Source organism: Hymenobacter piscis, from assembly GCF_018760735.1.
In the GTDB taxonomy this organism is placed as follows: Bacteria; Bacteroidota; Bacteroidia; order Cytophagales; family Hymenobacteraceae; genus Hymenobacter; species Hymenobacter piscis.
This window is the reverse complement of the sequence record NZ_JAHHZN010000019.1, coordinates 62,346-84,609: the sequence shown is the minus strand read 5'-3', so window position 1 is coordinate 84,609 and position 22,264 is coordinate 62,346. Positions and strand designations below refer to the sequence as shown.

Annotated in this window: 19 protein-coding genes and 1 pseudogene; 10 read left to right on the top strand and 10 right to left on the bottom strand. The window is 65.2% G+C overall.

The annotated features are described in order from the left end of the window. Positions 1 to 242 (top strand): annotated as a pseudogene (locus tag KLP40_RS17005) (hypothetical protein); the annotation flags it as partial. A 65-nt stretch (positions 243 to 307) separates the two neighbouring features. Here KLP40_RS17005 and KLP40_RS17000 read toward each other — a convergent pair. Both KLP40_RS17000 and KLP40_RS21570 read right to left on the bottom strand, forming a co-directional pair. Then, positions 308 to 1,102 (bottom strand): response regulator, encoded by a 795-nt coding sequence (locus tag KLP40_RS17000; protein ID WP_215595021.1) that lies wholly within the window; start codon positions 1,100 to 1,102, stop codon positions 308 to 310. Continuing rightward, complete coding sequence (locus tag KLP40_RS21570) at positions 1,086 to 2,786, bottom strand: sensor histidine kinase (RefSeq protein ID WP_215595020.1); 1,701 nt, start codon at positions 2,784 to 2,786, stop codon at positions 1,086 to 1,088. Before KLP40_RS21570 ends, KLP40_RS17000 begins: the two co-directional genes overlap by 17 nt. A gap of 221 nt (positions 2,787 to 3,007) precedes the next feature. Here KLP40_RS21570 and KLP40_RS16990 point away from each other — a divergent pair, with 221 nt between their 5' ends. The 9 genes from KLP40_RS16990 (at position 3,008) to KLP40_RS16950 (ending at position 12,363) form a co-directional block, all read left to right on the top strand. Continuing rightward, entirely contained in the window at positions 3,008 to 3,703 is a 696-nt protein-coding gene (locus KLP40_RS16990; protein ID WP_215595019.1) for a hypothetical protein, read from the top strand. A 6-nt stretch (positions 3,704 to 3,709) separates the two neighbouring features. Further along, positions 3,710 to 4,663 carry a hypothetical protein gene (locus tag KLP40_RS16985; RefSeq protein WP_215595018.1) on the top strand — a complete coding sequence of 318 codons (954 nt, stop codon included), beginning with the start codon at positions 3,710 to 3,712 and terminating at the stop codon, positions 4,661 to 4,663. A 159-nt stretch (positions 4,664 to 4,822) separates the two neighbouring features. Next, positions 4,823 to 8,248 (top strand): T9SS type A sorting domain-containing protein, encoded by a 3,426-nt coding sequence (locus KLP40_RS16980; RefSeq protein WP_215595017.1) that lies wholly within the window; start codon positions 4,823 to 4,825, stop codon positions 8,246 to 8,248. Positions 8,249 to 8,376: 128 nt separating this feature from the next. Next, entirely contained in the window at positions 8,377 to 8,586 is a 210-nt protein-coding gene (locus KLP40_RS16975; RefSeq protein ID WP_215595016.1) for a PID-CTERM protein-sorting domain-containing protein, read from the top strand. 126 nt (positions 8,587 to 8,712) lie between these two features. Continuing rightward, entirely contained in the window at positions 8,713 to 9,294 is a 582-nt protein-coding gene (gene xrtX, locus KLP40_RS16970; protein WP_394370039.1) for an exosortase X, read from the top strand. Beyond that, positions 9,291 to 9,791, top strand: a complete 501-nt coding sequence (locus tag KLP40_RS16965) for an XrtX-associated membrane protein (RefSeq protein ID WP_215595015.1) — start codon at positions 9,291 to 9,293, stop codon at positions 9,789 to 9,791. The genes xrtX and KLP40_RS16965 overlap by 4 nt, the downstream gene beginning before the upstream one ends. A 138-nt stretch (positions 9,792 to 9,929) precedes the next feature. Further along, a complete protein-coding gene (locus tag KLP40_RS16960) occupies positions 9,930 to 10,484 on the top strand; it encodes a recombinase family protein (RefSeq protein ID WP_215595014.1) in 555 nt (184 codons plus the stop codon). Between the two features lie 118 nt (positions 10,485 to 10,602). Further along, entirely contained in the window at positions 10,603 to 11,352 is a 750-nt protein-coding gene (locus tag KLP40_RS16955; protein ID WP_215595013.1) for a DUF4158 domain-containing protein, read from the top strand. Positions 11,353 to 11,409: 57 nt separating this feature from the next. Continuing rightward, positions 11,410 to 12,363 (top strand): IS481 family transposase, encoded by a 954-nt coding sequence (locus KLP40_RS16950; protein ID WP_215595012.1) that lies wholly within the window; start codon positions 11,410 to 11,412, stop codon positions 12,361 to 12,363. 303 nt (positions 12,364 to 12,666) lie between these two features. Here KLP40_RS16950 and KLP40_RS16945 read toward each other — a convergent pair whose 3' ends face one another. The 8 genes from KLP40_RS16945 to KLP40_RS16910 all read right to left on the bottom strand — a co-directional run bounded on the left by KLP40_RS16945 (position 12,667) and on the right by KLP40_RS16910 (position 22,262). Beyond that, on the bottom strand, positions 12,667 to 14,280 hold the full coding sequence (locus KLP40_RS16945; protein ID WP_215595011.1) for a RagB/SusD family nutrient uptake outer membrane protein: 1,614 nt from the start codon (positions 14,278 to 14,280) through the stop codon (positions 12,667 to 12,669). A gap of 24 nt (positions 14,281 to 14,304) precedes the next feature. Then, positions 14,305 to 17,727 carry a TonB-dependent receptor gene (locus KLP40_RS16940; RefSeq protein ID WP_215595010.1) on the bottom strand — a complete coding sequence of 1,141 codons (3,423 nt, stop codon included), beginning with the start codon at positions 17,725 to 17,727 and terminating at the stop codon, positions 14,305 to 14,307. Between the two features lie 140 nt (positions 17,728 to 17,867). Beyond that, positions 17,868 to 18,914, bottom strand: coding sequence for a FecR family protein (locus KLP40_RS16935; RefSeq protein ID WP_215595009.1), 1,047 nt, complete (start codon positions 18,912 to 18,914; stop codon positions 17,868 to 17,870). A 141-nt stretch (positions 18,915 to 19,055) separates the two neighbouring features. Next, positions 19,056 to 19,655, bottom strand: coding sequence for an RNA polymerase sigma factor (locus KLP40_RS16930; protein ID WP_215595008.1), 600 nt, complete (start codon positions 19,653 to 19,655; stop codon positions 19,056 to 19,058). Between the two features lie 270 nt (positions 19,656 to 19,925). Then, positions 19,926 to 20,240, bottom strand: coding sequence for a hypothetical protein (locus KLP40_RS16925; RefSeq protein WP_215595007.1), 315 nt, complete (start codon positions 20,238 to 20,240; stop codon positions 19,926 to 19,928). Positions 20,241 to 20,316: 76 nt separating this feature from the next. Continuing rightward, a complete protein-coding gene (locus KLP40_RS16920) occupies positions 20,317 to 20,841 on the bottom strand; it encodes a hypothetical protein (protein ID WP_215595006.1) in 525 nt (174 codons plus the stop codon). A gap of 54 nt (positions 20,842 to 20,895) precedes the next feature. Then, a complete protein-coding gene (locus KLP40_RS16915; RefSeq protein WP_215595005.1) occupies positions 20,896 to 21,405 on the bottom strand; it encodes a hypothetical protein in 510 nt (169 codons plus the stop codon). A gap of 50 nt (positions 21,406 to 21,455) precedes the next feature. Continuing rightward, entirely contained in the window at positions 21,456 to 22,262 is an 807-nt protein-coding gene (locus KLP40_RS16910; RefSeq protein ID WP_215595004.1) for a hypothetical protein, read from the bottom strand. Positions 22,263 to 22,264: the final 2 nt, after the last annotated feature.

The window sequence follows — 22,264 nt, the reverse complement described above, 5'->3', positions numbered from 1 at the left end:
GCTCGTGGCTCAACATGGCCGAGCTGGAGTTTTCGGCCCTGGCCCGCCAGTGCCTGGACCGGCGCATCGCCTCCCTCGACGAGCTGGCCCGGCAAGTGCAGGCCTGGGCCACGGAGCGCAACCGGCGGGCGGTTAAGGTCAACTGGAGCTTTACCGTTGCCAAGGCCGAAGACAAACTGCAACACTGGTACGAGAAAGTCAACCCCGTCAACAAGCCCGACCCCGACAAGAAGCCTGTTTAAAAATTATGTGGGGGAAGTACTAGTGCAGGATATAAAACTTCTCTGGTGACCGGCCAGGCCCTACTTCAGGGTTGCTGCTGGCGCAGCGCCGCCTGCACCAGGCCCTGGCCGGTGGGCGTGTTCTCGTAGCGGTGGTCGCCGCAGTAGAGATACTCCTGGTCAAAGCCGGTCAGGAAGCGCACGTTCAGGCACAGGCCCCGGCCGACGCGCAGAAACTGCGGGCGCAGGGCAGCAGGCACCAGTTGCTCCAGCACGTAGGTGAGCGAGCCCCGGATGGGGTAGCCGGCCTTATAGGCGGCCGTGCGCAGGGTCACGTAGTTCTTGCCCGCCTCCAGGGCCGACACGTCAGCCCACAGCAGCCGGTGGGTCCGGTCGCCGAGCTTGACAAAAAAGAAATCGGGTGGCCCGTCAGCCACTACTTCGTCGGTCACCTCGGCGGCTGGGCCGGGCGGCTGGGCCGGGCGGTGGCGCTGGTGGTTTTCCAGAGCGGTCTGAATGGCGGCAAACAGGGTGGCATTGTTGACGGGTTTGATGAGGTAGCCGCTGGGCCGCAGGCGGGTGGCCTGCCGGATGGTGTCCAGGTCGGAGTAAGCCGTCAGAAACACAAAGGGCGGACCCTGCCGCTCCTGCAGCAGCTGGCCCAGGGCCAGGCCGCTGCGGGCCGGGTCGGCGCTGCCCAGGTTGATGTCGAGCAGCACCAGGTCGGCCGCCAGCGTGGGGGCAGTCAGGGCCCGCTCGGCTTCGACAAACGAGTAGCAGATGGTGGGTACGTGGTAGCCCAGGTCCTCCAGGCTCAGGCGCAGGTTTTCGGCAATCAGCGCCTCGTCTTCCACCACCAGCAGGTTAATTTTCGGCTCCATGCGGAATGAGCAGTTCGTAGTGATAGGGATGCGCCGGCAAGGTACGGAGCGTGGCCCCCAGCTGGCGGCTCAGCAGGCCGATAATCTGGCTGCCCAGCCCCGGCTCCGGGGCGGCGGCCGTCGTCGTGGGTGGCAGGCCGTTATCGGCGTAGTCAATGCGGACCAGGCCGGGCTGATTGCGCACGCGCACCGTAAGTTCGAGCCGCTCCCCCACGGGCCGGGCGTACTTGATGGAGTTGGTCACCCACTCGTTGAGAATCAGCGAGAGGGCCACGTAGCCGTTAGGGGGCAGCTGCACGTCTTCGGTGAGCAGGTGCGTGACCACGTGCTGCTCGTTGGCCAGGCAGTTGACCACGGCCGAAATCAGCTCTTTCAGAAACGCACTCAGGTCCAGCGGGCCGTCGGGCCGGCCGGCCAGCAGCTGGTTGTGCAGGGCGGCAATGCTTTCCACCCGCAGGCGGGCGGCCTGCAGCTGCTCCAGCACTTCTGCATTCTCCGTGCGGCGCTCCTGCATCTGCAGCAGGCTGAAGACCATGTGCAGGTTGTTTTTCACCCGGTGCTGGATTTCCTTGTTGAGCAACTCCACCTGGGCCACTTTCTCGTCCAGATCCTGGTTGGCCTGCGCCAAAGCCACGGCCCGCTCGCTGGCCAGCCGGCGCTGGCGCGCGAGGTAAAAGCTCAGCAGCGAGATGATGGCCAGTGCCAGGCTCAGGCCCAGCAGCGTACGGCTACGAATGAGGTCTGCTGCCTGGCGCTCCTGCCCGGCCCGGCTTTCGGCCCGCAGCAGCGCCTGCCGCATCTGGGCCGCCCCGGGCCCGTTGGTCAGGCTGTCACTGAGCCGCTTGGTGCGGGCCAGGTACGCGTAGGCCTCGGGGTAGCGGCCCGCCCGCGCGTAGAGCGTGGCCAAGTTCTGGCCGTAGTATTCCCGATCAAAGGGGTTGCGCCCCACGCGGTAGACGCGGCGTAGCGAGTCCAGGAACGGGGAAGCGGACTGGCGGCGGTGCAGGACCGCCAGGCGGGCCTGCACTAGGTAGTAATGGTCGAGGTAGTCGTAGGTTTGAGGGTCGTTGCGCACCCAGGAGCGGCGCGTGAGCTGGCGCAGCAGGCTGTCGGCCAGCGGGTAGTTGCGCACCTCGGTCGCCGTGAGGGCCATCTCGACGGTACTGGGCACCTGGCGCAGGCGGGTCGTTGGCTCGCGGAGCAGCTCGGCACGCAGCTGGCGTAGGGTGCGCACGGCGTGCAGGCTGTCGGGCACTTTGTCGTAGGCATGGGCCACCAGAAAGCGGGCGTAGTAGTAGCGGCGCCACTGAGCGGGCAGGCGGGCAAACAGGGTAGCCGCCTGCTCGAAATACGCCACGGTTTTGTGGGGCTGCCGGTTCCAGGCGTCGTAGATGCGGCCCTGGGCAAAGGCGGCTTCGGCCAGCAGCAGCGTGTCCTGGGAGCGGCGCGCCAGCGTCTGGGCGCTGTCGTAGTAGCGCTGGGCCTGGGCAAAGCTCTGGTAGCCCTGCTTCTGGGCGTACACCGAGTCACCGGCGCGCAGCAGGGCAAAAAAGCGCGGGGCCAGCGCAGGGGGGGCGGCGGGCCGGGTAGCCGGCTGACACGCCACTGTCAGCAGCAGGCTGAGCAGTCCCGTGCTGCGGCATATCCACCATCGCCGGCCAGAAGAAGTGAGGGGAGTCGACACGGGAGCAAAAGTACGGCTCGCCCTTTCCGGTCGTCGCGGTCTTCAACCTCAAAAAAGCAGGCTTCAGCCTCAAAAGTTACTCCTGAAAAGCCGGCCAAAGGGCTTCGACCTCAAAATACCCGGCTTCGACCTCATTTTTTTGCAAACGACTGAACTCAGGGGCTGCTTTGTAACCCGGTTACACGCCCGGATTTCCATTTTTTACTTATTCCTGATTTCGTATGGACAACCCCATCACACACATGCAGGTCTACGTGGATGTGCTGCCGGTCGGCAGCGTCATCCTCTGGCACCCCCCCACGAAGGATGCGCCCCTACCCACCGGCTGGGCATTGTGCGACGGCAGCGCGTATTCGTATCTGGGGACAACGTACCGTACGCCCAACCTGATAGACCGGTTCGTGCAGGGCTGCCGACCAGAGGCCCTAGGCCAAAGTGGGGGAGCCCCGGCCTATCGGCTGGAAATAGAGCACCTGCCGCGCCACCACCACAGCGTGCAACTCACCTCCAGCGCCCCGTCACCTGCTTCGCCCTTGCCAGAGGTGTCCGAGAAAGTGCCCGAATCAACGACGACAAAACGCGCGGAGTGGGACCAGTATAAGCTGATGGCCCCGACTACCTACACGGCGTCGGCCAAAGGGCAATCCGATGGCATGACCGTTTATGACCGGGGGGCGCAGCCCGGCAACAATGCCGAACCCAAGGCTCTCGGGGATTTTCTGCCTGCCCTGGTGACCACGCTGGAAAATCGCCAGAACGATGACCGGAAGCAGTTGGGACAGCTGGTGAAAGCCACGAAAGAGGTACACAAGCACATGCAAGGGCTGGGCGTGAAAGAGGAGTTGGTAGGGGAGAACAAGCCCCTCGCCTTACTGCCCCCCTACGTGGCGTTGTGTTACATCATGAAAGTTGCGTAACACGGTATGGCAAAGTTCGACCGACCCCTGCGCGGCGGGGTATTGATTCAGGGCTCTCTGCTGTGGCAGGATGAGGCCACCGACCGGCCCTGGGAGCCGGTGCGCCAGGCATGGCGCGAGCAGCACCTGAACCTGAATTTCCGGATACCCGTGCGGGTCCCCATCCGCTACGGCCGCTACTCGGCCCTTAGCAAAATTCCGGTGCGGATAGCGGCCAGGGTGCAGCAAGTCGTGATGCAGAGCCAGGATGCGCCCATGCCCTCGTACCAGCTGCCCTTCAGGCACGAGATAACGCTCCAGCAAGGCTCTGTGAAGCCCCTGCGCCCGGATGGCACGCTGCTGCAAAGCGGCTGCTACACGATGGTGCTTTCCACCGACTACGACTACAACCCGGCCAACCCGGCCGCGACGTCCGCCCGGTTGGGCAAGGCCGTGGTGTACGGGCTCCAGCAGGCCACCACGGCCTCGGCCAAGGAGTTGCACCGCGAAATCAAGGCGCTGGCCCGGGCCGAAGGGCTGTTTACCTCCGATAAAGAGTATTTCAACAAAGCATGGGGAGCCGTGACGGTGCTACTCAGCCCCGCGCTGGAACCGGCACTGCGCGACCAGCTAACGGCAGTCTGGAAACCCAGTCTGCGCAAGGCCGGGTTCTACGAGCGGTTCCGCATGGGCCAGGAACGGTCCTGCCTGCGGCCCGACGGCACCCTGGCCATTCAGCCGCTGCTGAGTGACCCGCCGGACGGCAAAGACATCTTTGCCACGCACCAGCTGGACTTCGTGCTGGCCACCGCCACCCTGCCCATGCTCCGGGAGAATACGCAGGACGGCTACCCTTCCCCGGAGGTAGTGGGCCACTACGCCTACACCGACCTGCGCCGCTACTTCCAGCGCAATCATCACCACGGTATCGTAACGGCCGACGACGAGGCCATCAAGTCTTTCCTGCTCCACGGCCGCTAAGCAAGCGGCGTACGGAATAATTCAAGAAGTCACCTACTTCCCTTTTTACGTATGTTAAACTTTTACCACGCAACCCCGTCCCTCCGCTCCGGTAGGACAGCGCGCCCCGGCTCCAGGCCGGGCATGCTGGGGCGCTGGATAGCCCTGCTGGCAACGGCCGTGCTTCCGGTTCTGGCCCAGGCCCAGACGGCTCCCTGCGCCCCTGCTTATACCACGGGCGGCACGCGCACCCGCTCATCCTTGTACATCACCCACCAGCAGTCGTTCACGGCCCCCTGCAGCGGGCGGCTCACGACGATGGTGTTTACCTGGCCCAGCCAGGCCGACGACTTCCGTGGTAACGGCATTTACTTCGTCCGGGCCAGACTTAAGGACGCAGCGGGCACCACTACGCTGGCTACCTCCGCCCCCACCGACCAGATTGCCGCCGGCCTCACCACCACCTTCGACCTGAGCAGCGCCAATGTGCAGCTGAGTACCGGAACACAGTATCGGTGGGAACTGGAGGCGGCCCGTACGGATAACGGACAGGCTGACCTTACGGTGCTTCTGCTGGACCTATATGGCGGTAATCCCTACGCGGGCGGACAGGCATTTGGAACCGGCTTCGGCAGCCAAAGCGCCCCCACGGCTGCAGAGGACTACCGGGGTTGGACGGTGAACATTGCGGCCAATGCTGCCACCACGGCCACCGTGACCACCACGGCCCCAACCGCCATTACCACCACCGGCGCCACGCTCGGCGGCAACGTGACGGCCGATGGCGGCGCAACCGTAACGGAGCGCGGCGTGGTGTACGTGGCCGGCACCGGCACGCCCACAACCAGCGACACCAAAGTTGTCATCGGCAGCGGCACGGGCAGCTTCGCGCTGGCCATCACAGGTCTGACGGCCGGCACGCAGTACACCACGCGGGCCTACGCTACCAACTCGGCCGGCACCAGCTACGGCACCAGCCAGACCTTTACCACCACGGCACCGCTCACGGTCAGCATCAGCGCCCAGACCAACGTGCTGTGCTTCGGTGGCACTACCGGCGCGGCCACCGTGACGGCCACCGGCGGCACCGCCCCTTACACCTACCTCTGGAGCAACAGCGCTACCACGGCCACCATCACCGGCCTGACGGCCGGCACCTATAACGTGATGGTGACCGACGCGGCCAGCCGCACGGCCACGGCCTCGGCCACCATCACCGAGCCCTCGGCCCTGACCAGTTCCGTGGCCGTGACCAACGTAAGCTGCTTCGGCGGCAGCACCGGCGCCATCAACCTGACGCCCGCTGGCGGCACTGCCCCCTACACCTTCAACTGGGGCGGCGGCATCAGCACCGAGGACCGCACGGGCCTGGCGGCCGGCACCTACTCGGTGACCATCACCGACGCCAACGGCTGCACCCGTACGCAGTCGGCCACCATCAGCCAGCCGGCCACGGCCCTGAGCGTGAGCGTGAGCAAAACCGACGCTACCAGCAACGGGGCCGCTGACGGCACGGCCATGGCCACCCCGGCCGGCGGTACGCCCGGCTACACCTACCAGTGGAGCAACGGCGCCCAGACGGCCAGCATCACCGGCCTGACGGCCGGCACCTACTCGGTGGTGGTGACCGACGCCAACGGCTGCCAGACCAGCGGCTCGGCCACGGTGGGCCAGCCGGCCCCGGCGGCCCAGAGCCTGACCATCAGCACCGGCACCATTGGCGCCCCGGTGGCCATTCTTGCCGGCACCTACACCAACGTGACCGTGACGGGCACGGGCGTCGCCCGTCTCGACGGGCCCGTGACGGTGAACGGCGCCTTCCTGGTGCAGGGCAGCCTGAACACCGCCTGCCAGGCCCTGACCGGCCCCGGCAGCTTCACGCTGGCGGCTGGCGCCACGCTCAGCATCTGCGATGCGGCCGGCATCACGGTCACGGGCAGCACCGGCGCGGTGCAGCTGACGGGCACCCGCTCGTTCTCGCCCGAGGCCAGCTACGTTTATAACGGCACGGCGGCGCAGGCGACCGGCACCGGCCTGCCCGCCCAGGTGCTGAACCTGACCTCGGTTAACCCCGCTACGCTGACGCTGTCGCAGGCGCTCAGCATCCGTCAGGTGCTCACGCTCAACGCCGGCAGCCTGGCCACCAACGGCCGGGCCCTGACCCTGCTCTCCGACGCCAGCGGCACGGCCCTGATTGCCAACCTGGGCGCGGGCGCCGTGCAGGGCAGCGTGACCGTGCAGCGCTACATCGATGGCAGCCTGAATCCCGGCCTGGGGTACCGCCACCTGGCCGCCCCGGTCATTGGGGCCACGGTGGCCAGCTTCGGCTCGGGCGGCACCACGCCGGTGGTCAACAGCGCCTACAACGCGTCGGCCACGCCGGGTTCGGTTACGCCCTTCCCCACGGTGTTCACCTACAACCAGGCCCGCCTGGCCACCTCGCCGGCCACCTCGCTGTCGGCCTTCGATAAGGGCTGGCAGTCGCCCGCGGCCCTGACCGACCCGGCCCAGCTGGCGTTCCAGGGCTTCACCGTGCAGCTGCCCGGGGCCAGCACCCTGAGCTTCACCGGGCAGGTGGGCAATAGCAGCGGCACCATCCCGCTCAGCCGCGCCAACGGGGCCACGGCCGCCGACGCGGGCTGGAACCTGATTGGCAACCCGTACCCCGCGCCGCTGGATTTGAGCACCATCCCGGCCGGCCAGCGCACGAGAATGGATGCCGCGTTCTACACGTATGAGAGCACCAGCCAGTACGGCGGCAGCTACCGCAGCTACGTCAACGGTATCGGCAACCCGCTGCTGGGCAGCAGCCAGGCCTTCTTCGTGCGCGTGAGTGAGGGCCAGACCAACGGCAGCCTCTCGCTCACCAACGCCAACCGCGTGACCACCTACGCCCAGCAGGCGCCCGTGCGCCGGGGCGCGGCCGACAGCCGCCCCCAGCTGCAGCTCACGCTAGCCGGCCAGGGCCTCACGGACGCGCTGACTGTCTACGCCCAGGCCGGGGCCACCACCGGCTTCGACCAGGAGTTTGATGCCGCCAAGCTCTGGAACCCCTCGGGCCTGAGCCTGGCCACGCTGGCTGCCTCGGGCGAGGCGCTGGCCATCGACGGCCGCCCGGCCTTCCCGCTGGGCCAGCCCGTGCCGCTGACCGTGCAGGCCCCGCGGGCCGGCACTTACTCGCTCACGGCCACGGACCTACTGAACCTGCCCGCCGGCACCGACGTGGTGCTGGTGGATTTGACCGCCGGCACGCGCACGCCGCTGCAAGCCGGCACCCGCTACAGCCTCACGCTGCCGGCCGGGACCACCGCCGGCCGCCTGCAGCTGGAAGTAGCCGGCCGCGCCCTGAGCACCAGCAGCCAGCTGGCCCAGCAGCTGAGTGTGTACCCCAACCCGACGGACGGCCAAGTGCAGCTCGTGCGCCCCGCCGCCTGGGGTGGCCTGCAAGTGCAGGTGCTCAACAGCGTCGGCCAGACTGTGCAGACCACGCGCCTGAGTGCCGGCGAGCAGACGCTCGACCTGCGCACTCTGCCCGTGGGCGTGTACACGCTGCGCCTGACCACCCAGCAGGGCCTCACGCTCACCAAGCGCCTCGTGCGCCAGTAAGCGCCCGGTCTGGGGTCGCCTGAGCCGGCCCACCCGCCGGCGGCTCCCTCCCTCCGGGGCGGGGCCGCCGGTTGAGGGGGCTGCCCGGCCGGCTGGTTTTTTCTCTACCTACTGACTCTTGTCTTTCTATGAAATTCTCTCTCTTCTCTCTGACTTTCCTATTAGTGCTGGCCGCCGGTACGGCCCGCGCTCAGGGCCCCGGCTCGGGCGGCCCGGTGCCCGGCGGCCCCACCCCGCCCGACCCCACGGCCGTGCCCATTGACGGTGGGGCCTCGCTGCTGGCCGCCGGCGCCGTGGCCTACGGCCTCAAGCACCTGCGCCAGCGCCGCCGCCGCTAACGCCGCCGCCTACCGCATTGCGCTTCCACGCTGCCGTCCCGCCACTCCCGCCTGCCGGGAGCCGGGGCGGCAGTTGCGTTTGGCAGACTGCTACCGGTGTTTTTTCTTTTTTCTTCCTGCTTTCCTATGCTTGCGACTTCTACTATTTCTGCCACCGCCCCGGATCGGCGCCCGTTGGGCCGGTTTCTGCTGGTGGCCGGGGGGCTGTACCTGCTCTGGTTTTTCGGCTACGAGCGCACCCTGGCCCCGGCCGGCCACCTCGACGAGGCCCTCTCCCGCAACCTGGCCGCCGCCGGCAGCGGCCTGCTGCGCCTGCTGGGCTTTGCCACCTGGCCCGACGCGGCCCAGCCCCGGCTGCTGCGCATGGACGGCTTGCCCGGCGTGTGGGTGGGAGACCCCTGCAATGGGCTGGTGCTCTACGCCCTGTTTGCCGGCTTCGTGCTGGCCCTGCCTGGGGGCGGCTGGCGGCGCAAACTGGCCTTTATTCCGGCCGGCATCGGGGTGATTTATCTGCTGAACGTGCTGCGCGTGGCGGCGCTGGCCCTCAACCATCACTACTACCGGCAGAGCGTGGAGTTCAACCACCACTACACCTTCACCTTCGTGGTGTACGGGGCCATTCTACTGCTCTGGGCGTGGTGGGTGCGTCAGCTGCCCCGCGCTGCGGCGGTGGAGTTTTCGTCCACTACAGCGGCTGCCGCCCGATGAACCGGCTGCTTCGTTACGCCACCGGGGCCGCGCTCATTGGGGTGCTGTTCGGGCTGGGGCTGAATGCCGAGCCCGTATTTTCTGTTCTCACGCGGCTGTGGCAGGCCGTACTGCCCGACCGGCTGCTGACCCTGCTGCACCAGGGCACCAGCCCCGAACTCACGCGCCGCAGCCTGCCGGCCATGCTCACCTACGGCCTGCTCTACTGCAGCCTGTGCCTGGGGCTGCTCAAGTTGCTGCTGGGCCGTGGGCGGCACCTGGCCCTGGCCCTGGGCGCGTATGGAATGGGCTTTGCCGGATGTGCGCTGCTGATTGCGGTAGGCAAGCTGGGCCAGCAGGAGTGGGCCTACCAGCTGGCGCGTCGGGGCATTGATGGCATCGTGTCGCCGTTGCCGGTGGTCGTGCTTCTGCCCCTATTGCGGTGGTATCAACCACCCACGCGGGCTACTATGCCATCAAAGGCTTTGTTGCCTGAGCAGGCCGCATCACGTAACTGAGCAGGAAAAGCAGTACCGTTCAGAAAGGTACACCTTCCCGGCCCCCACCAACCAGTAGCAGTTGGGTAAGCGGAAGTGGGGCCAGAAAGTGGGTTCACCTCCTTGCCTTCGTGGCCCTACCTTGTTGACCCGTTTACCATGCATTTCGGCTATGCCCGCGTCTCGGCCAAAGACCAACACCTCGACACCCAACTCGACCAGCTCACGGCCGCCGGCGTCGACCGTCTATTTCAGGAAAAAGTTAGCGGCGCCACCACGCAGCGGCCGATGCTCACCGAGCTACTGGCCACCTTGCGTGCCGGTGATACGGTGACCGTGGCGCGCCTGAACCGGTTGGGCCGCAACAGTGCCCACATCATGCAGCTGGTAGCCGAGCTGCACGAGCGCCAGGTGCGCTTCGTCGCCCTGGACCTGGGCATCAATACGGCCACTCCCGCCGGCCGGCTGGTGCTGGGCATCTTCGCCGCCCTGGCCGAGTACGACCGCGAGAGTATCCGCGAGCGGGCCACGGCGGGCATCGCCCTGGCCAAAGCGCAGGGCAAGCACCTGGGCCGCCGCCCGGGAGTGGACGCCACCAAGCTGGCCAAGGTGCAGGCCTGCTTGGCGGCCGGCATGTCGGTGCACCAGACCGTGGCCGCCACGGGCGTCAGCGAGTCGAGCGTCAAGCGCTACCGGCGCCAGCTGGCCCCGTAAGTCCGTGCGCTACTTCCCGCTTCTCGACGCGGCCCAGCAGCGGGCGTTCGACTACCCGCCCAAGTGGACCGCGGCCCAGCGCAAGCTCTATTGCAGCTTGCCCTACTGGGCTACCTAGGTGCTCGGCAGCCTGGTGACGCCCCACAGCCGGGGCGGTTTTGTGCTGCAGGTCAGCTATTTTCAGGCTACCGGCCGCTTCTTCTCCACCGAGCGGTTTCGGGCCGCCGACGGCGCGTACGTGCAGCAGCGCTACCGCTTGCGGCCGGTTGAGTGGGCGCGCTACGACAAGGCTACCCGCTTTCACCACCGCCGGCTGATTCTGCAACAGTTCGGCGTGGCTCCCTTCGAGCAGGTCGAAGCCGCGGTGCGTGCTCAGGTGACCCATTTTGCCCGCCTGCAGATGAACCCCGTGGCCGTGTTCCGCACGGCGGTCGACACCCTCCGGGCCCGCCGTTGGGAGCTGCCGACCTACGCGGCCCTGGCTGGTATCGTCACGGAAGCCTTCCGCACGGTCGAGCAGCAGCTGACGACGCAGTTGGCTGCGTTGCTCACGCCTGCCGTGTGCCAGAAGCTAGACGCCTTGTTTACCACCGACGCGGAGCAGCCCGCCCATCCCCACCGGCCCTACCGGCTTACCACCCTCAAGCGCAGCCTGGAATTGATGCGCCCAACGGCCATCCGCGCCAACGTGCAGGACTACGCCGTGCTACAGCCCCTCTTCACCCAGGTGTACCCCGTGGTGCAGGCCCTGGATTTATCGGAAGAAGTGGTGCGCTACTACGCCCGCTACGTCGAGCGGGCCCAGGTCTTTCAGGTGCGGCAACAAGCCGACAAGAAGTACTTGATGGTGCTCTGCTTCGTCATCTAGCTGTATAGTCCCGGAGAGAGATGGTGCATTTTCCGGGTTGGAATTTCGCACGAACTTATGGGACAAGTACTCCACGGCAGCGCCCGCACAACGGCGGCAATACGGGCCGCTATCCAACGTAGTCAGGAAAGCCTACAAACGCTAGCCGCTCGCCACGGCATCAACCCCAAAACGGTGGCCAAGTGGCGCAAGCGCACGACGACGGCAGATGCCACGATGGGGCCGACGCCCGCCTCCACCGTACTCACGCTCGCGCAGGAGGCGATTGTAGTAGGGTTTAGAAAGCACACGTTGTTGCCGCTCGATGATTGTCTGTATGCCTTGCAGGCCACTATTCCCCACCTCTCGCGCTCGGCGTTGCACCGCTGTCTGCAGCGGCACGGCATCAGCCGCCTGCCCTTGAATGAAGAGGGGCAAAGCCCGCCGAAGAAGAAATTCAAGGACTATCCCACCCCGGGCTACCTGCACGTCGATTTTGCCGAAGTGCACACGCAGGAAGGCAAGCAGTACCTGTTTGTGGCCATTGACCGCACCAGCAAGGTCGCCTTCGCCGAACTCCATCCGCGTGCGAAGCGGGTGGTTGCGGCCGAATTCCTGCGGCGCGTGCTCGACAAGCTGCCGTACAAAGTACACAAGGTCTTGACCGATAACGGCGTACAGTTCACGACGCAGCCGCATCAAATGCTGCCCGGCGGGCACAGTTTCGATCGTGTTTGCCGTGAGTATGGTGTCGAGCATCGCCTGACCAAGCCCGCTCACCCCTGGACCAACGGCCAGGTCGAACGGATGAATCGCACGCTGAAAGAGGCCACCGTTCAGCGCTTCCACTATCAGACGACGCAAGAGCTCCACGAGCACCTGCAAGCTTTCTTGCTGGCCTACAACCACGCCAAACGGCTCAAGACTTTACGCGGCCTCACGCCTCATGAATTTGTGTGTGCCGAGTGGCAGAAAAACCCTGTTAACTTCACCCAGGACCCGACCCACCTCACGCTGGGACTATACAGCTAGGACCACTATGGGTGAATCAGGAATGCTAAGTCAAGGCTGGAGGTAAAAAATCTGGGCGCTGGATGTTGAATATAAACCAATATTTAGTATAAAAAAGTATTCAAGTAATAAAATATGTACTTTTTTATACTAATGAGCCTTGCTTTAAAGTATACCCTGTGAACCGAATGAGGCAGTCTGCCAGTATCAAGGGCCAGGGGGAAATAGCACTACTGCCAAATGGCCAGCAGGAAGCAAAAAACCAGCCGGCGCGCTGCTCGGGGGAAGCAGTGCGCCGGCTGGTTTCAGACAGTGTTCTAAGCTTTAGTACCCCGGATTCTGCGCCAGCTTCCAGCTTTGCGCGTCGTTGAGGGAGATAGGCAGCAGAGGCGTGGGGTTGACGGACGGTTCGGTAGTTACGTGCGACAGGGCCCGGGCCCGGACTTCAGGAGGCAGAATGGCCATGTAGCGGCCGGTACGAATCAAATCCCACAGCCGGAGCGACTCCTCGCCGAACTCTACCCGGCGCTCATGCCAGATGGCATCCAGCAGGGCCGGGCCCGAGAGGCCGGCCGCCAGATCCGGCAGCGTGCCCGCCGGGGTGTTGGCCGGAGCGTAAGCCAAAGAGCCCAGGGTGGTACCGGGCGGGCGGGTAGAGACGCGGGCCCGCTGCCGCACCTGGTTGACCAGGGTCACGGCTTCGGCGCTGCGGTTGGTTTGGGCGGCGGCTTCGGCTTTCATGAGCAGAATGTCGGCGTAGCGCAGCTTGCGGATGTTCTGCGGGCCTGATTCCGGGGCGTTGGGGGCCAGAATGGCCGCCTTGCGGTTAAAGTAGCCCGTGGCATTCTGGGTCAGGTCGATGGGGTTGAGGATGCCCAGCACGATGTCGTTGTTCTGAATGATGGTGACTTCGCGGCGCGGGTCGTTGGGCTCAAACTCGTCTACCAGGCTCTGCGTGGGGTTGTTGAACCCGTAGCCGAACGTCTTGCGGTTGTTCTGGAAGATGTTGCTGGTCGTGCCCACCGAAATGGGGCCGTAGCCGTCGTTGGAGGTGGCAAACTGAATCTCAAACAGCGACTCGCTGCTGTTCTCGCCAATATCCTGGTGAATGGCCGCGTAATTGGCCAGCAGACTGTACTGGCCGGAATTGATGACCGTGCTGGTCAGGTCGTACACCTCCTGCCAGGTGTGGTTGTTGCCGTTTACGGTGCCCAGCTGGTACAGAATCACGCGGGCCAGGTAGCCGATGGCGGCACCCTTGGTAGCCCGGCCCAGGTCGGGGGCAGCGTAAGCACTTTTCTCGGGCAGCAGCTCGGCCGCCGCCTTCAGGTCCTTTTCGATGAAGGCGTAGGTCTGGGCAATACTGGCGCGGGTCACGTTGGGCGCTTCCGTCGGCGATGGGGTTTTCTCAAACAGCGGCACGCCGCCAAAGCCCTTCACCAGGTTGAAGTAGAAATAGGCCCGCAGAAACAGCGCTTCGCCTTTCAGACGCGCCTTCAGGCCCGCATCAATGGTGCCCGCATCGATGTTGTTAATCACCGTATTGGCCCGGGCAATGCCCGTGAAGCTGTGCACCCACAGGGTGGTCACGGGCGGATTACTGGGCGGGATATTCCAGGTTTTGAGCTCAATCAGCGACAAAAAGTCGCTGGGCGAGCTGCCGCCTTTTTCGGCGTCGTCGGTCATCAGGTCGCCAAACATCCACTCGTAGGTCTGGGCCACGTACTGGCCGCTGGGGTCGCCCCACTTGGGGCCCTGGTCCCAGGCGGCCACGTCGTACACGGCGTTGACGGCCTGCACGGCGTTGGTGGGGTCCTTAAACAGGTTGTCCTGGGTGGTGGTGCCCAAAGGCTCCTTGTCCAGAAAGTCCTGGCAGCCCGGAGTCAGGACGCTGAGCAGCAGCAGGCCGAGCAGTATGGTGGTGCGGGTGGGTTTCATAGAGGTCAGGAAGGCCATAGTTGATTAGAATTGCACGTTGAAGCCCAGACGGTAAGTGCGCGCCTGCGGATAGTTACCGTAGTCCACGCCGTAGGCCAGGGGGTTGTTGTAGAAAGCCGCCGTCGAAATTTCGGGGTCGTAGCCGGTGTACTTGGTGAGGGTGAACACGTTATCCACCGAGATGAACACCCGGGCCCCGGTCATCTTGGCCTTGCCCAGCAGGCCCTGGGGCAGGGAGTAGCCCAGCTCCATGTTGCGGGCGCGCAGGTAGCTGGCATCTTCCACGTAGCGGCTGCTGAGGCGGTCATTGCCGTTGGTGTCGGTGGAGGTCACGCGGGGCTGGTTGCTGTCGGGGTTGCCGGGCGTCCAGCGGTCCATGCGGCTGGCGTAGAAGTTGCTCCACACGCCCACAAAGTCGGCTGACTTATTCAGGTTGAAGGCCGCGCCGTTGAGGGCTTCGGCACCCTGCACCCCGTAGAGCAGCACCTTGAAGTCGAAGCCCGCGTAGTTCAGGTTCAGCGAGCCGCCGTAGCTGAAATCGGGCGTGGCGCTGCCCAGGTACGTGTTGTCGGCGGCCGTGATGACGCCGTCGCCGTTCGTGTCCTGGTAGCGCACGTCGCCGGGCTGCGCGCCGGGCTGCACCTTCGTGCCATCGGCATTTTTGTACGCATCAATTTCGGCCTGACTGCGGAATATGCCCTGGGCCTGCAGGCCGTAGAAGAACGCAACTTCGCGGCCCACGTCGGTGAGGGTGGTGTTGCCGATCTGGGTGAGCACGTTGCCGCTGGCAATGGGGTTGCCACCGCCCAGGCTGGTTACTTCGTTGTTGATTTTGGTGAAGTTCAGGCCCACGCTGTACTGGAGCTTGCCCAGCTCGTTGCGGTAGTTCAGGGCCAGCTCCAGGCCGCGGTTGCGCAGGGCTCCCACGTTGGCGCTGGCGGGCGCCTGGCCCACGTAGTCGGGCACCGGCAGCAGAGCAATCATGTCGCGGGTGCGCCGCTCGTAGTAGTCGGCCGTGAAGCTCAGCTTGCTGTTGAACAGCTCGGCATCCAGGCCCACGTCGGTCGTGACGGCCGTTTCCCACTTCAAGTCCGGGTTATTAATCTGGCTGATGGCCAGGCCGGGGGCCGGCACCCCGTTGAACACGTAGGTCTGGTTGTTGGTGGCCACCGAGGCATAGCCGTAGTTGGGCGCGGCGTTCTGGTTGCCCACCTGGCCGTAGCTGGCCCGCAGTTTCAGCACCGACAGGTAGCTGAGGCCCTTGAGGAACTGCTCGTTGGAAATGTTCCAGGCCGCCCCCACCGACGGGAAGTAGCCCTTGCGCACGGGTCCCAGAAACTTCGAGGTCTGATCCAGGCGCAAGGTTCCCGTCACGAGGTAACGGTCGCGGAAGTTGTAGTTGGCCCGGCCGAAGTACGACGACAGGCTGCCGTCGTACTGGCTGCTGCGCACCACGTTGTTGGCGCTGCGCGAAGCCGAGGCGTATTGCAGCGTGGCGTCGGCCGGCACGTTGAAGGCCGTAATGGAGATGCCGTTGCCGTAGCCGCGCTGCGCCTCCTGGCCCAGGGTAGCCGAAAGGGAGCTGTTGTCGGCGAAGGTCTTGGTGTAGTTGGCGTAGTTCGACCACACCCACGAAACGTTTTCGTTGCGCGTCTCAATCAGCGCGCTCTGGGCCCGCTGGTCAACCGGCCCGATGTAGTACTGCGGCTGGTAGACTTTGGGGTGGTTGTTGAAATAGTTGATGCCAAACGTGGACCGGAACGACAGGCCCTTGAACAGCTCCACATCCAGGTAGCTGCTGCTGAACAGGTTGTTGTTCTGATTTTTGTTGAACTTCTGCTCGTCGAGGTAGCGCGGCACGTTCAGCGCATTCCGCGTGATGACGTCGTCGTTGTAGGTGCCGTTGGGGCCGAACGGGTTGAGCACCGGGTTGGTCTGCAGCGCGTACTGCAGCACTAGGTAGGGCTGCGAGCCGCCCTGGCCGTCACCGCTGCCCGTCTGGTTGTTGTTGGTGAACGTGGCCGCGACGCCCGCCTTGATGCGCTTGGTCAGCACCACGTCGTCGTTTACCCGAATCACGAACTTCTTGAAGCCCGAGTTCTTAATAATGCCATCCTGCTGAAAATAGCTGCCGCTCACCAGGTAGCGGTTCTGCTCGGTGCCCCCCGAGGCCGAGAGGCTGTAGTTCGTAATCAAACCCTTCTGGGTCACCAAATCCTGGTAGTCGATGCCCTCGGCGTTGGTGGCAATGGCGTTTTGCAGCTGCGGGCCGTAGTCGGGCAGCGGCGTACCGGCATTGGCGAAGGCCTCCGTCACCAGCGTGGCGTACTGCGCGGCGTTGGTCAGGGGCAGCAGGCGGCGCACCTGCTGGAAACCCGTGTAGCCCGTCAGGTTGAAGCGGGTGGCGCCGGCCTTGCCGTGCTTGGTGGTGATGAGCACCACGCCGTTGGCCCCGCGCGAGCCGTAGATGGCCGTGGCCGAGGCGTCCTTCAGAATCTCCGTCGATTCGATGTCGGTGGGCAGCAGGAAGCCGATGTCGCTGGTCTGGATGCCGTCCACCACGTACAGCGGGTCGCTGTTGTTGATGGTGCCCACGCCCCGCACCCGGATGCGGGTACCCGAGCCGGGCTGCCCGCTGTTGGAGGTCACCTCCACGCCGGCCACGCGCCCCTGCAGGGCCTGCACGGGGTCGGAAGTGGCCACCTGGGTAAGCTGGGCCCCGCTGACGGAAGCCACCGCGCCCGTCAGGTCGCTTTTGCGGGCCGTGCCGTAACCGATGACAACCACTTCGTCCAGGGCCTGCTTGTCTTCTGCGAGCGTCACGCGCAGGTTAGTCGTGGCCCCGGTCAGGGCTACCTCCTGGCGGGCGTAGCCCACGAAGCTGAACACGAGCACGCTGTTTTCGGGGGCCTGCAGCGTAAAGCTGCCATCCGTGTTGGTACTGACGCCGATGGCGGTGCCCTTCACTACTACCGTGACGCCCGGCAGGCCTTCCCCCGTGGCGTCTACCACCCGTCCGCTCACGGTAACGTCCTGGTGGCCGGCCGCCGGGGCGGCCTCCGCGGGAGCCCGCAATACGATGCGCTTATTGTCGACTTCGTACTGCACTTTGAGCGGGGCCAGCAGTTCATCCAGCACCACCAGCAGCGTCGCGTCCTGGGCGTTGAGGCTCACCCGGCGTTCGGCGCTGACCAGCTGCTGGCTGTAGACGAAGCGGATGTTTGTTTGCCGGGCAATCTGACTGAGCGTCTGCTTAATCGTTTGTGCTTCAACCCGTAAGGTAATTTTCTGCTCGAGCACGCCCTGCACTACCGCCCGGCGCGAGGCGGGGGCCTTGGCGGCGGCGTGCCCGCTGGCGCCGGCCGGCAGGCTGACCAGGGCAGCCTGCAGTAAAAGCACCTTCGCGGCCGACCAGGAAGGGGGTTGGATCAGTACTGATCTTTTCATGGGGTAAGTGGGAAAGTTGGTGGGAATTTAAAATGGGAAAATGCAGCGGAGATTGACTCCACAATCGATTGTGGAGACGGGTACCAGTCGCGGCCGGCCGTGGGTAGCCGACCCGCCTGGTTGCGGTCGAAAAACCGTGCTTACCGGGTCAATGGACCCTGGCAGCCCGGACTATGGATCAGGATGTTGGTGTCGGAAAGGGTGTAGTAAGCCCCCAGGGACTTGCAGAGCAGGCCCAGCTTATCGAAGAGGGGCTCGTCGTAAAACGTGATGCTTACCGTGCAGGCAGCCAGCCGGGCCTTATCATAGACGATGGTTACGCCGTAGGCTTTCTCCAGGGCCGCCAGCACTTCCGCCACGGGCCGCTCCTCAAACTCGAAGGACTGGGGCGCCAGCACCACGGGCCGGGCCACCAGCTCCTTTTTCAGGCGCCGCTGACTGGCCGAATACACCACCTGCTGATTGGGCAGCAGCAGTACCCCGCCAGCGGCCGGCTGGGCCGGGGAAGCACTGAGCCGGGCCCCTTCGCGGGCCTGCACGGCTACTTTGCCCGTGCGCACGGCCACGGTGGCCTCCTTCCCGCCGGCGTAGGCTTTCACCCGGAAGCTGGTGCCGAGGACCGTTGTAACGACTTGCTCGGTGAGCACCAGGAAAGGACGACGCGGGTTCTTGCTGACCTGAAAAAAGGCCTCGCCCACCAGGTGAACTTCCCGCCGGGCGCCCGCAAAGGCCGTGGCGTAACGCACGCTGCTGCCCGGGTGCAGGCTGACGCGGCTGCTGTCGGGCAGTCGGAACGCCAGCACCTGCCGGGTGGGGTTGCTGCGGCGCGTCCACCCGTTACTGATAGCAGTTGCGGTGAGTGGATTCTGGGAGGAGGGTGCCGGGAAGCGGCCGGTGGCCAGCAGCAGCCAGCCAATACCCAGGGCCAGCAGGGCCAGGGCGGCGGCCCAACGGACCGGGGCCGCGGGCCACATGGTGACCACCCGCGGGGCCGGCTGCGGCAGGCGGCCCCGCATGAGCCGCTCCCAGATGGCGGACTCAATTTCCTGCTGCCCCTGGGGGCGCAGGCCCATACCTTCGGCCTGTTCCAGCCGGTCGTACCAACGCTCAACGGCGGCCCGCTCGGCGGGCGTGCACGAGTCGTTGAGGTAGCGGTTAAGAAGCTTGTAGAATTCTGATTCCGTCACGGGGAAGGGAGTTGAGCTGGCGGCTGATCAGGAAGTCACCTAAGTCGCCGTTTACCCTCAACTGCCCGGTAATTTATTTTCACCCCACCCGCTTGGGGAACGGTCAATCAATCACAACAAGCTAACAATCAGTTATTTGTTCTACCTGATAAAAAGCAGAAAAGGCCATGCCGTGAGCAGAAAACTGCGCAGGTAAGCGCGCATCAGCTTCAGGGATTTGCGCAGGTGATACTCCACCGTCTTCTCTGACAGGTTCACGCGCGCCGAAATCTCGGGAATGCTGTACTGCTCCAGGCGGCTCAGCCGGAATACTTCCTGGGCCTTTTCAGACAAGTGCTGCAGCCCCGCGGCCAGGGCTTCGTTCAGGTCGTTGAACGCTACCGTGGACTCCGTGCCCGGGTCGGTGTCCGGGTGGTGGAGGCGGCAGAAGAGCTCATAACCCGTCCGGACTTTTTCGGCCCGGATGTGGTTGATCACGCCGTAGCGAAGCGCCGCGAACAGGTAGGGCTTCACTTGCTCAATCCGGGTATCGCGCCGCTTGTCCCAGAGCTTCTCGAACAGGTCCTGGACCAGCTCCTCGGCTACTTCCCTGCTTTTGAGCTTGCCGTAGGCCACCGAGAAAAGCGAAAAGCTGTAGCGCGCGTAAATTTCCGCGTAGGCCTTTTCGTCACTGGCCTGCACTGCTGCCAGCAACGCGGCATCCGACCAGGAAGCGTAGTTCGACGGAGCAGCAGACTTCACGCAGATAACAGTTAAAAAGACACCAGGAGTAACAGCGAATATACAGTTGAAAGTCAGATTAGTTCCAATGCTCCGCCCTGGCCGGCAGGTCATCTGCTACAACAGGTCATCCGCTGCAAGCGGCGGGCGGCACTGCTAAAACAGGGACGGCACAGGGAAGAGCCCGAAGTCTCGATCAGCATAGATTAGAATAGCCAGCCAATACTTTCTCTGCCGCTCCCGGCCTGGGTTCGGCGAGCGGCAGGTCGCCGTCACTTGCACCGGCCGGCCTCAGGCGGATTGCAGTTGGCGTACGCGGTCGGCTTCGGCCTCGTTGACGTGCGTGACGGGCGTGGCGTAGATGCGGAAGTCGTTGCCGGGCAACCGGGCCTGCAGCAGCTCCTCAATGCGGCGGCAGAGCAGGGCCTTGGTCAGAAACAGCACCCGGTACAGGGGCTGGGTACCGATGGTGCCGTCGGGCCGGAGGCAGTAGTTGTCGATGGCCTCATCCACGAAGACGTCAGTGGCCAGATGCTCGGTCAGCACCAGCTGGGTGGCCCGGTGGGCGTGGTCGGCGCTCAGCGTGAGCAGGTTGAACAGAATCATGGGCAGAACAAAAGATGGCGGAACAGAAGACGGCAGAAACAGGAGGGTGGCCAGGGCCACCGGGCGGCCGCAAGCCTCAGCGGGCCGCGGCCCGGCGGGTTTTATAGGGGCTCAGGCTGTGCAGGATGTGGTGGAGCAGCGGCTCGTGGTTGCGGAACGCGTCCGGGGTGCCCGAGGCGCAGATCAGCAGCACGTGGCCCTGGTGGCGGGCGGCCAGCGCGTCGTAGCGCAGCAGCTGGCCGTCGCGGGTGCCCGTGCCGGTGGTTTCCAGGAACCGGATGCCGTTGTAAGTGGTAGAAAACTGCTTGTTGACCGGCACGCCGAACTGCTCGGCCAGGTGGTACAGGGCCTGGTCGGGCGTCATGCGGGCGGCCGCCCCGTGCAGCTGCCCGATGTAAAGCATCAGGTTGCGGTCGGGGCTGATGTGGAGCAGGGCCACGGTGGTATCGTTGGTCTGCCGCACCTGCTCCCAGCCGGCCGGCACCTCATACTGCAGCTGATACTGGGCGCTGCGCACCGATTCGTAATGGATTTCGGGCTCCGACTGGGCCCGCAGACTCAGCGGCAGCAGCAGGGCCAGCACGCAGAACAAGGTTTTCATGGCAGTGGGAAAAAAAAGGGGGTTTAAACAATCCGGTGGGCAGGGGTGGGGCCGTTAGCGGCCCCGCAGCGGCGCGAGGCCGTCGAGCACGTGGTGCAGCAGCAAGGTCTGGGTGCTGAACACGGCGGGTGTCGCGTAGAGATGTACCAGCAGCACCGGGCCGGGGTGGGCGCTTACCCGGGCATCGTAGCGTAGCGCGCGGCCATTGAGGTAGTAGGTGCCGCTGCTTTCCAGGGCGTCGAGCGAGTGCACGACGGCGGGGTGGGGCTCGTGGCGGGTGGCACCCAGGTGGCGCAGCATCCGCTGCAGGGCCCGGGCCGGCGGCAGCGCGGCGTGCCGGCCCCGCAGCTGGCCCACCCACAGACGGGCGTCGTCGGCCGGATTGTGGTAGCCGAGCACGTCCACCGAGTCGGTGCGCTGGTGGTGCACGGCCCAGTGGGCCGGCACGGCGTACTTGAGCTGGTAGGTGCGGTTCTGCACCGGGTCCGCGTCCTGGGCGGCGGCCGGGGGCGCGGACAGCAACGCGCAGACAAGCATTCCAACGGACAACAGCAGGCGGTACATGGCAGGAACGATGAATAAGTGAGGTAACAGCAGCCCGTGAGCGGCCGCGCTTAGTGGCCGTCATCGGCCGGGTCGGCGTCGTAGCCCAGCAGGTTTAGCTCGAACACCACCCCGGCCGGGTTGCCGCTGCCGGGGTTGGGCAGCAGTGCCCCCAGGCACAGCTGCAGCCGCTGGGTAGCCAGGTAGTTGATGCCCAGTACCGACACGCTGGTGGCGTTGCGGCCCGAAATGAAGTCGCCCATCAGCAGCACTTTCTTCGACACCGGGTACTCGGCCCCCAGCAGCAGCCCGGCCCGGTTACCGGCCCCGAGCGTGCCCCGGTCGGAGAGGTAGGGACCGGCCACCACCTTCACGTGGTGGCGCGGGCTCCACACCCACGTGTTGTAGCTGAAGTGCGTGAGCCGGCGCCGGGCCCCGCCGAAACGCAGCGGGTTGGTGCCCACCTGCGTGCCCAGGCTGGTGCTGAGCGCGGAGCTGAGCCGGAAGAACTTCTGGCCCGTGAGCTGCACCAGCGGCTTGAGCGGGCGGCCGCGGTCGTGGCGGTTCACCCCGAACACGTCGCCGCGGCGCCGGAAATCCATCTTGATATTCACCACGTTCAGGCCCGCTTCCCAGCCCCGGCCCAGCCCGTACACCAAGTGGTTTTTAGATTCCAGGTCGCGCAGGCCGTACACGTTGGTCTGGTGCTGGTAAAACACCTTGCCCTGGGGCGTGAGGTCGCCGGCCGGGATGTTGAACAGGTTCTGCTGGGCCTGGGCCGCCGGGGCGGTCAGCAGCAGCAGTAGCAGCGGCAGCAGGGGCCAGGCCAGGCCGGCGCGCCGGGCGAGGATGCGCCGGGGCAAAAGGGCACGTATCAACG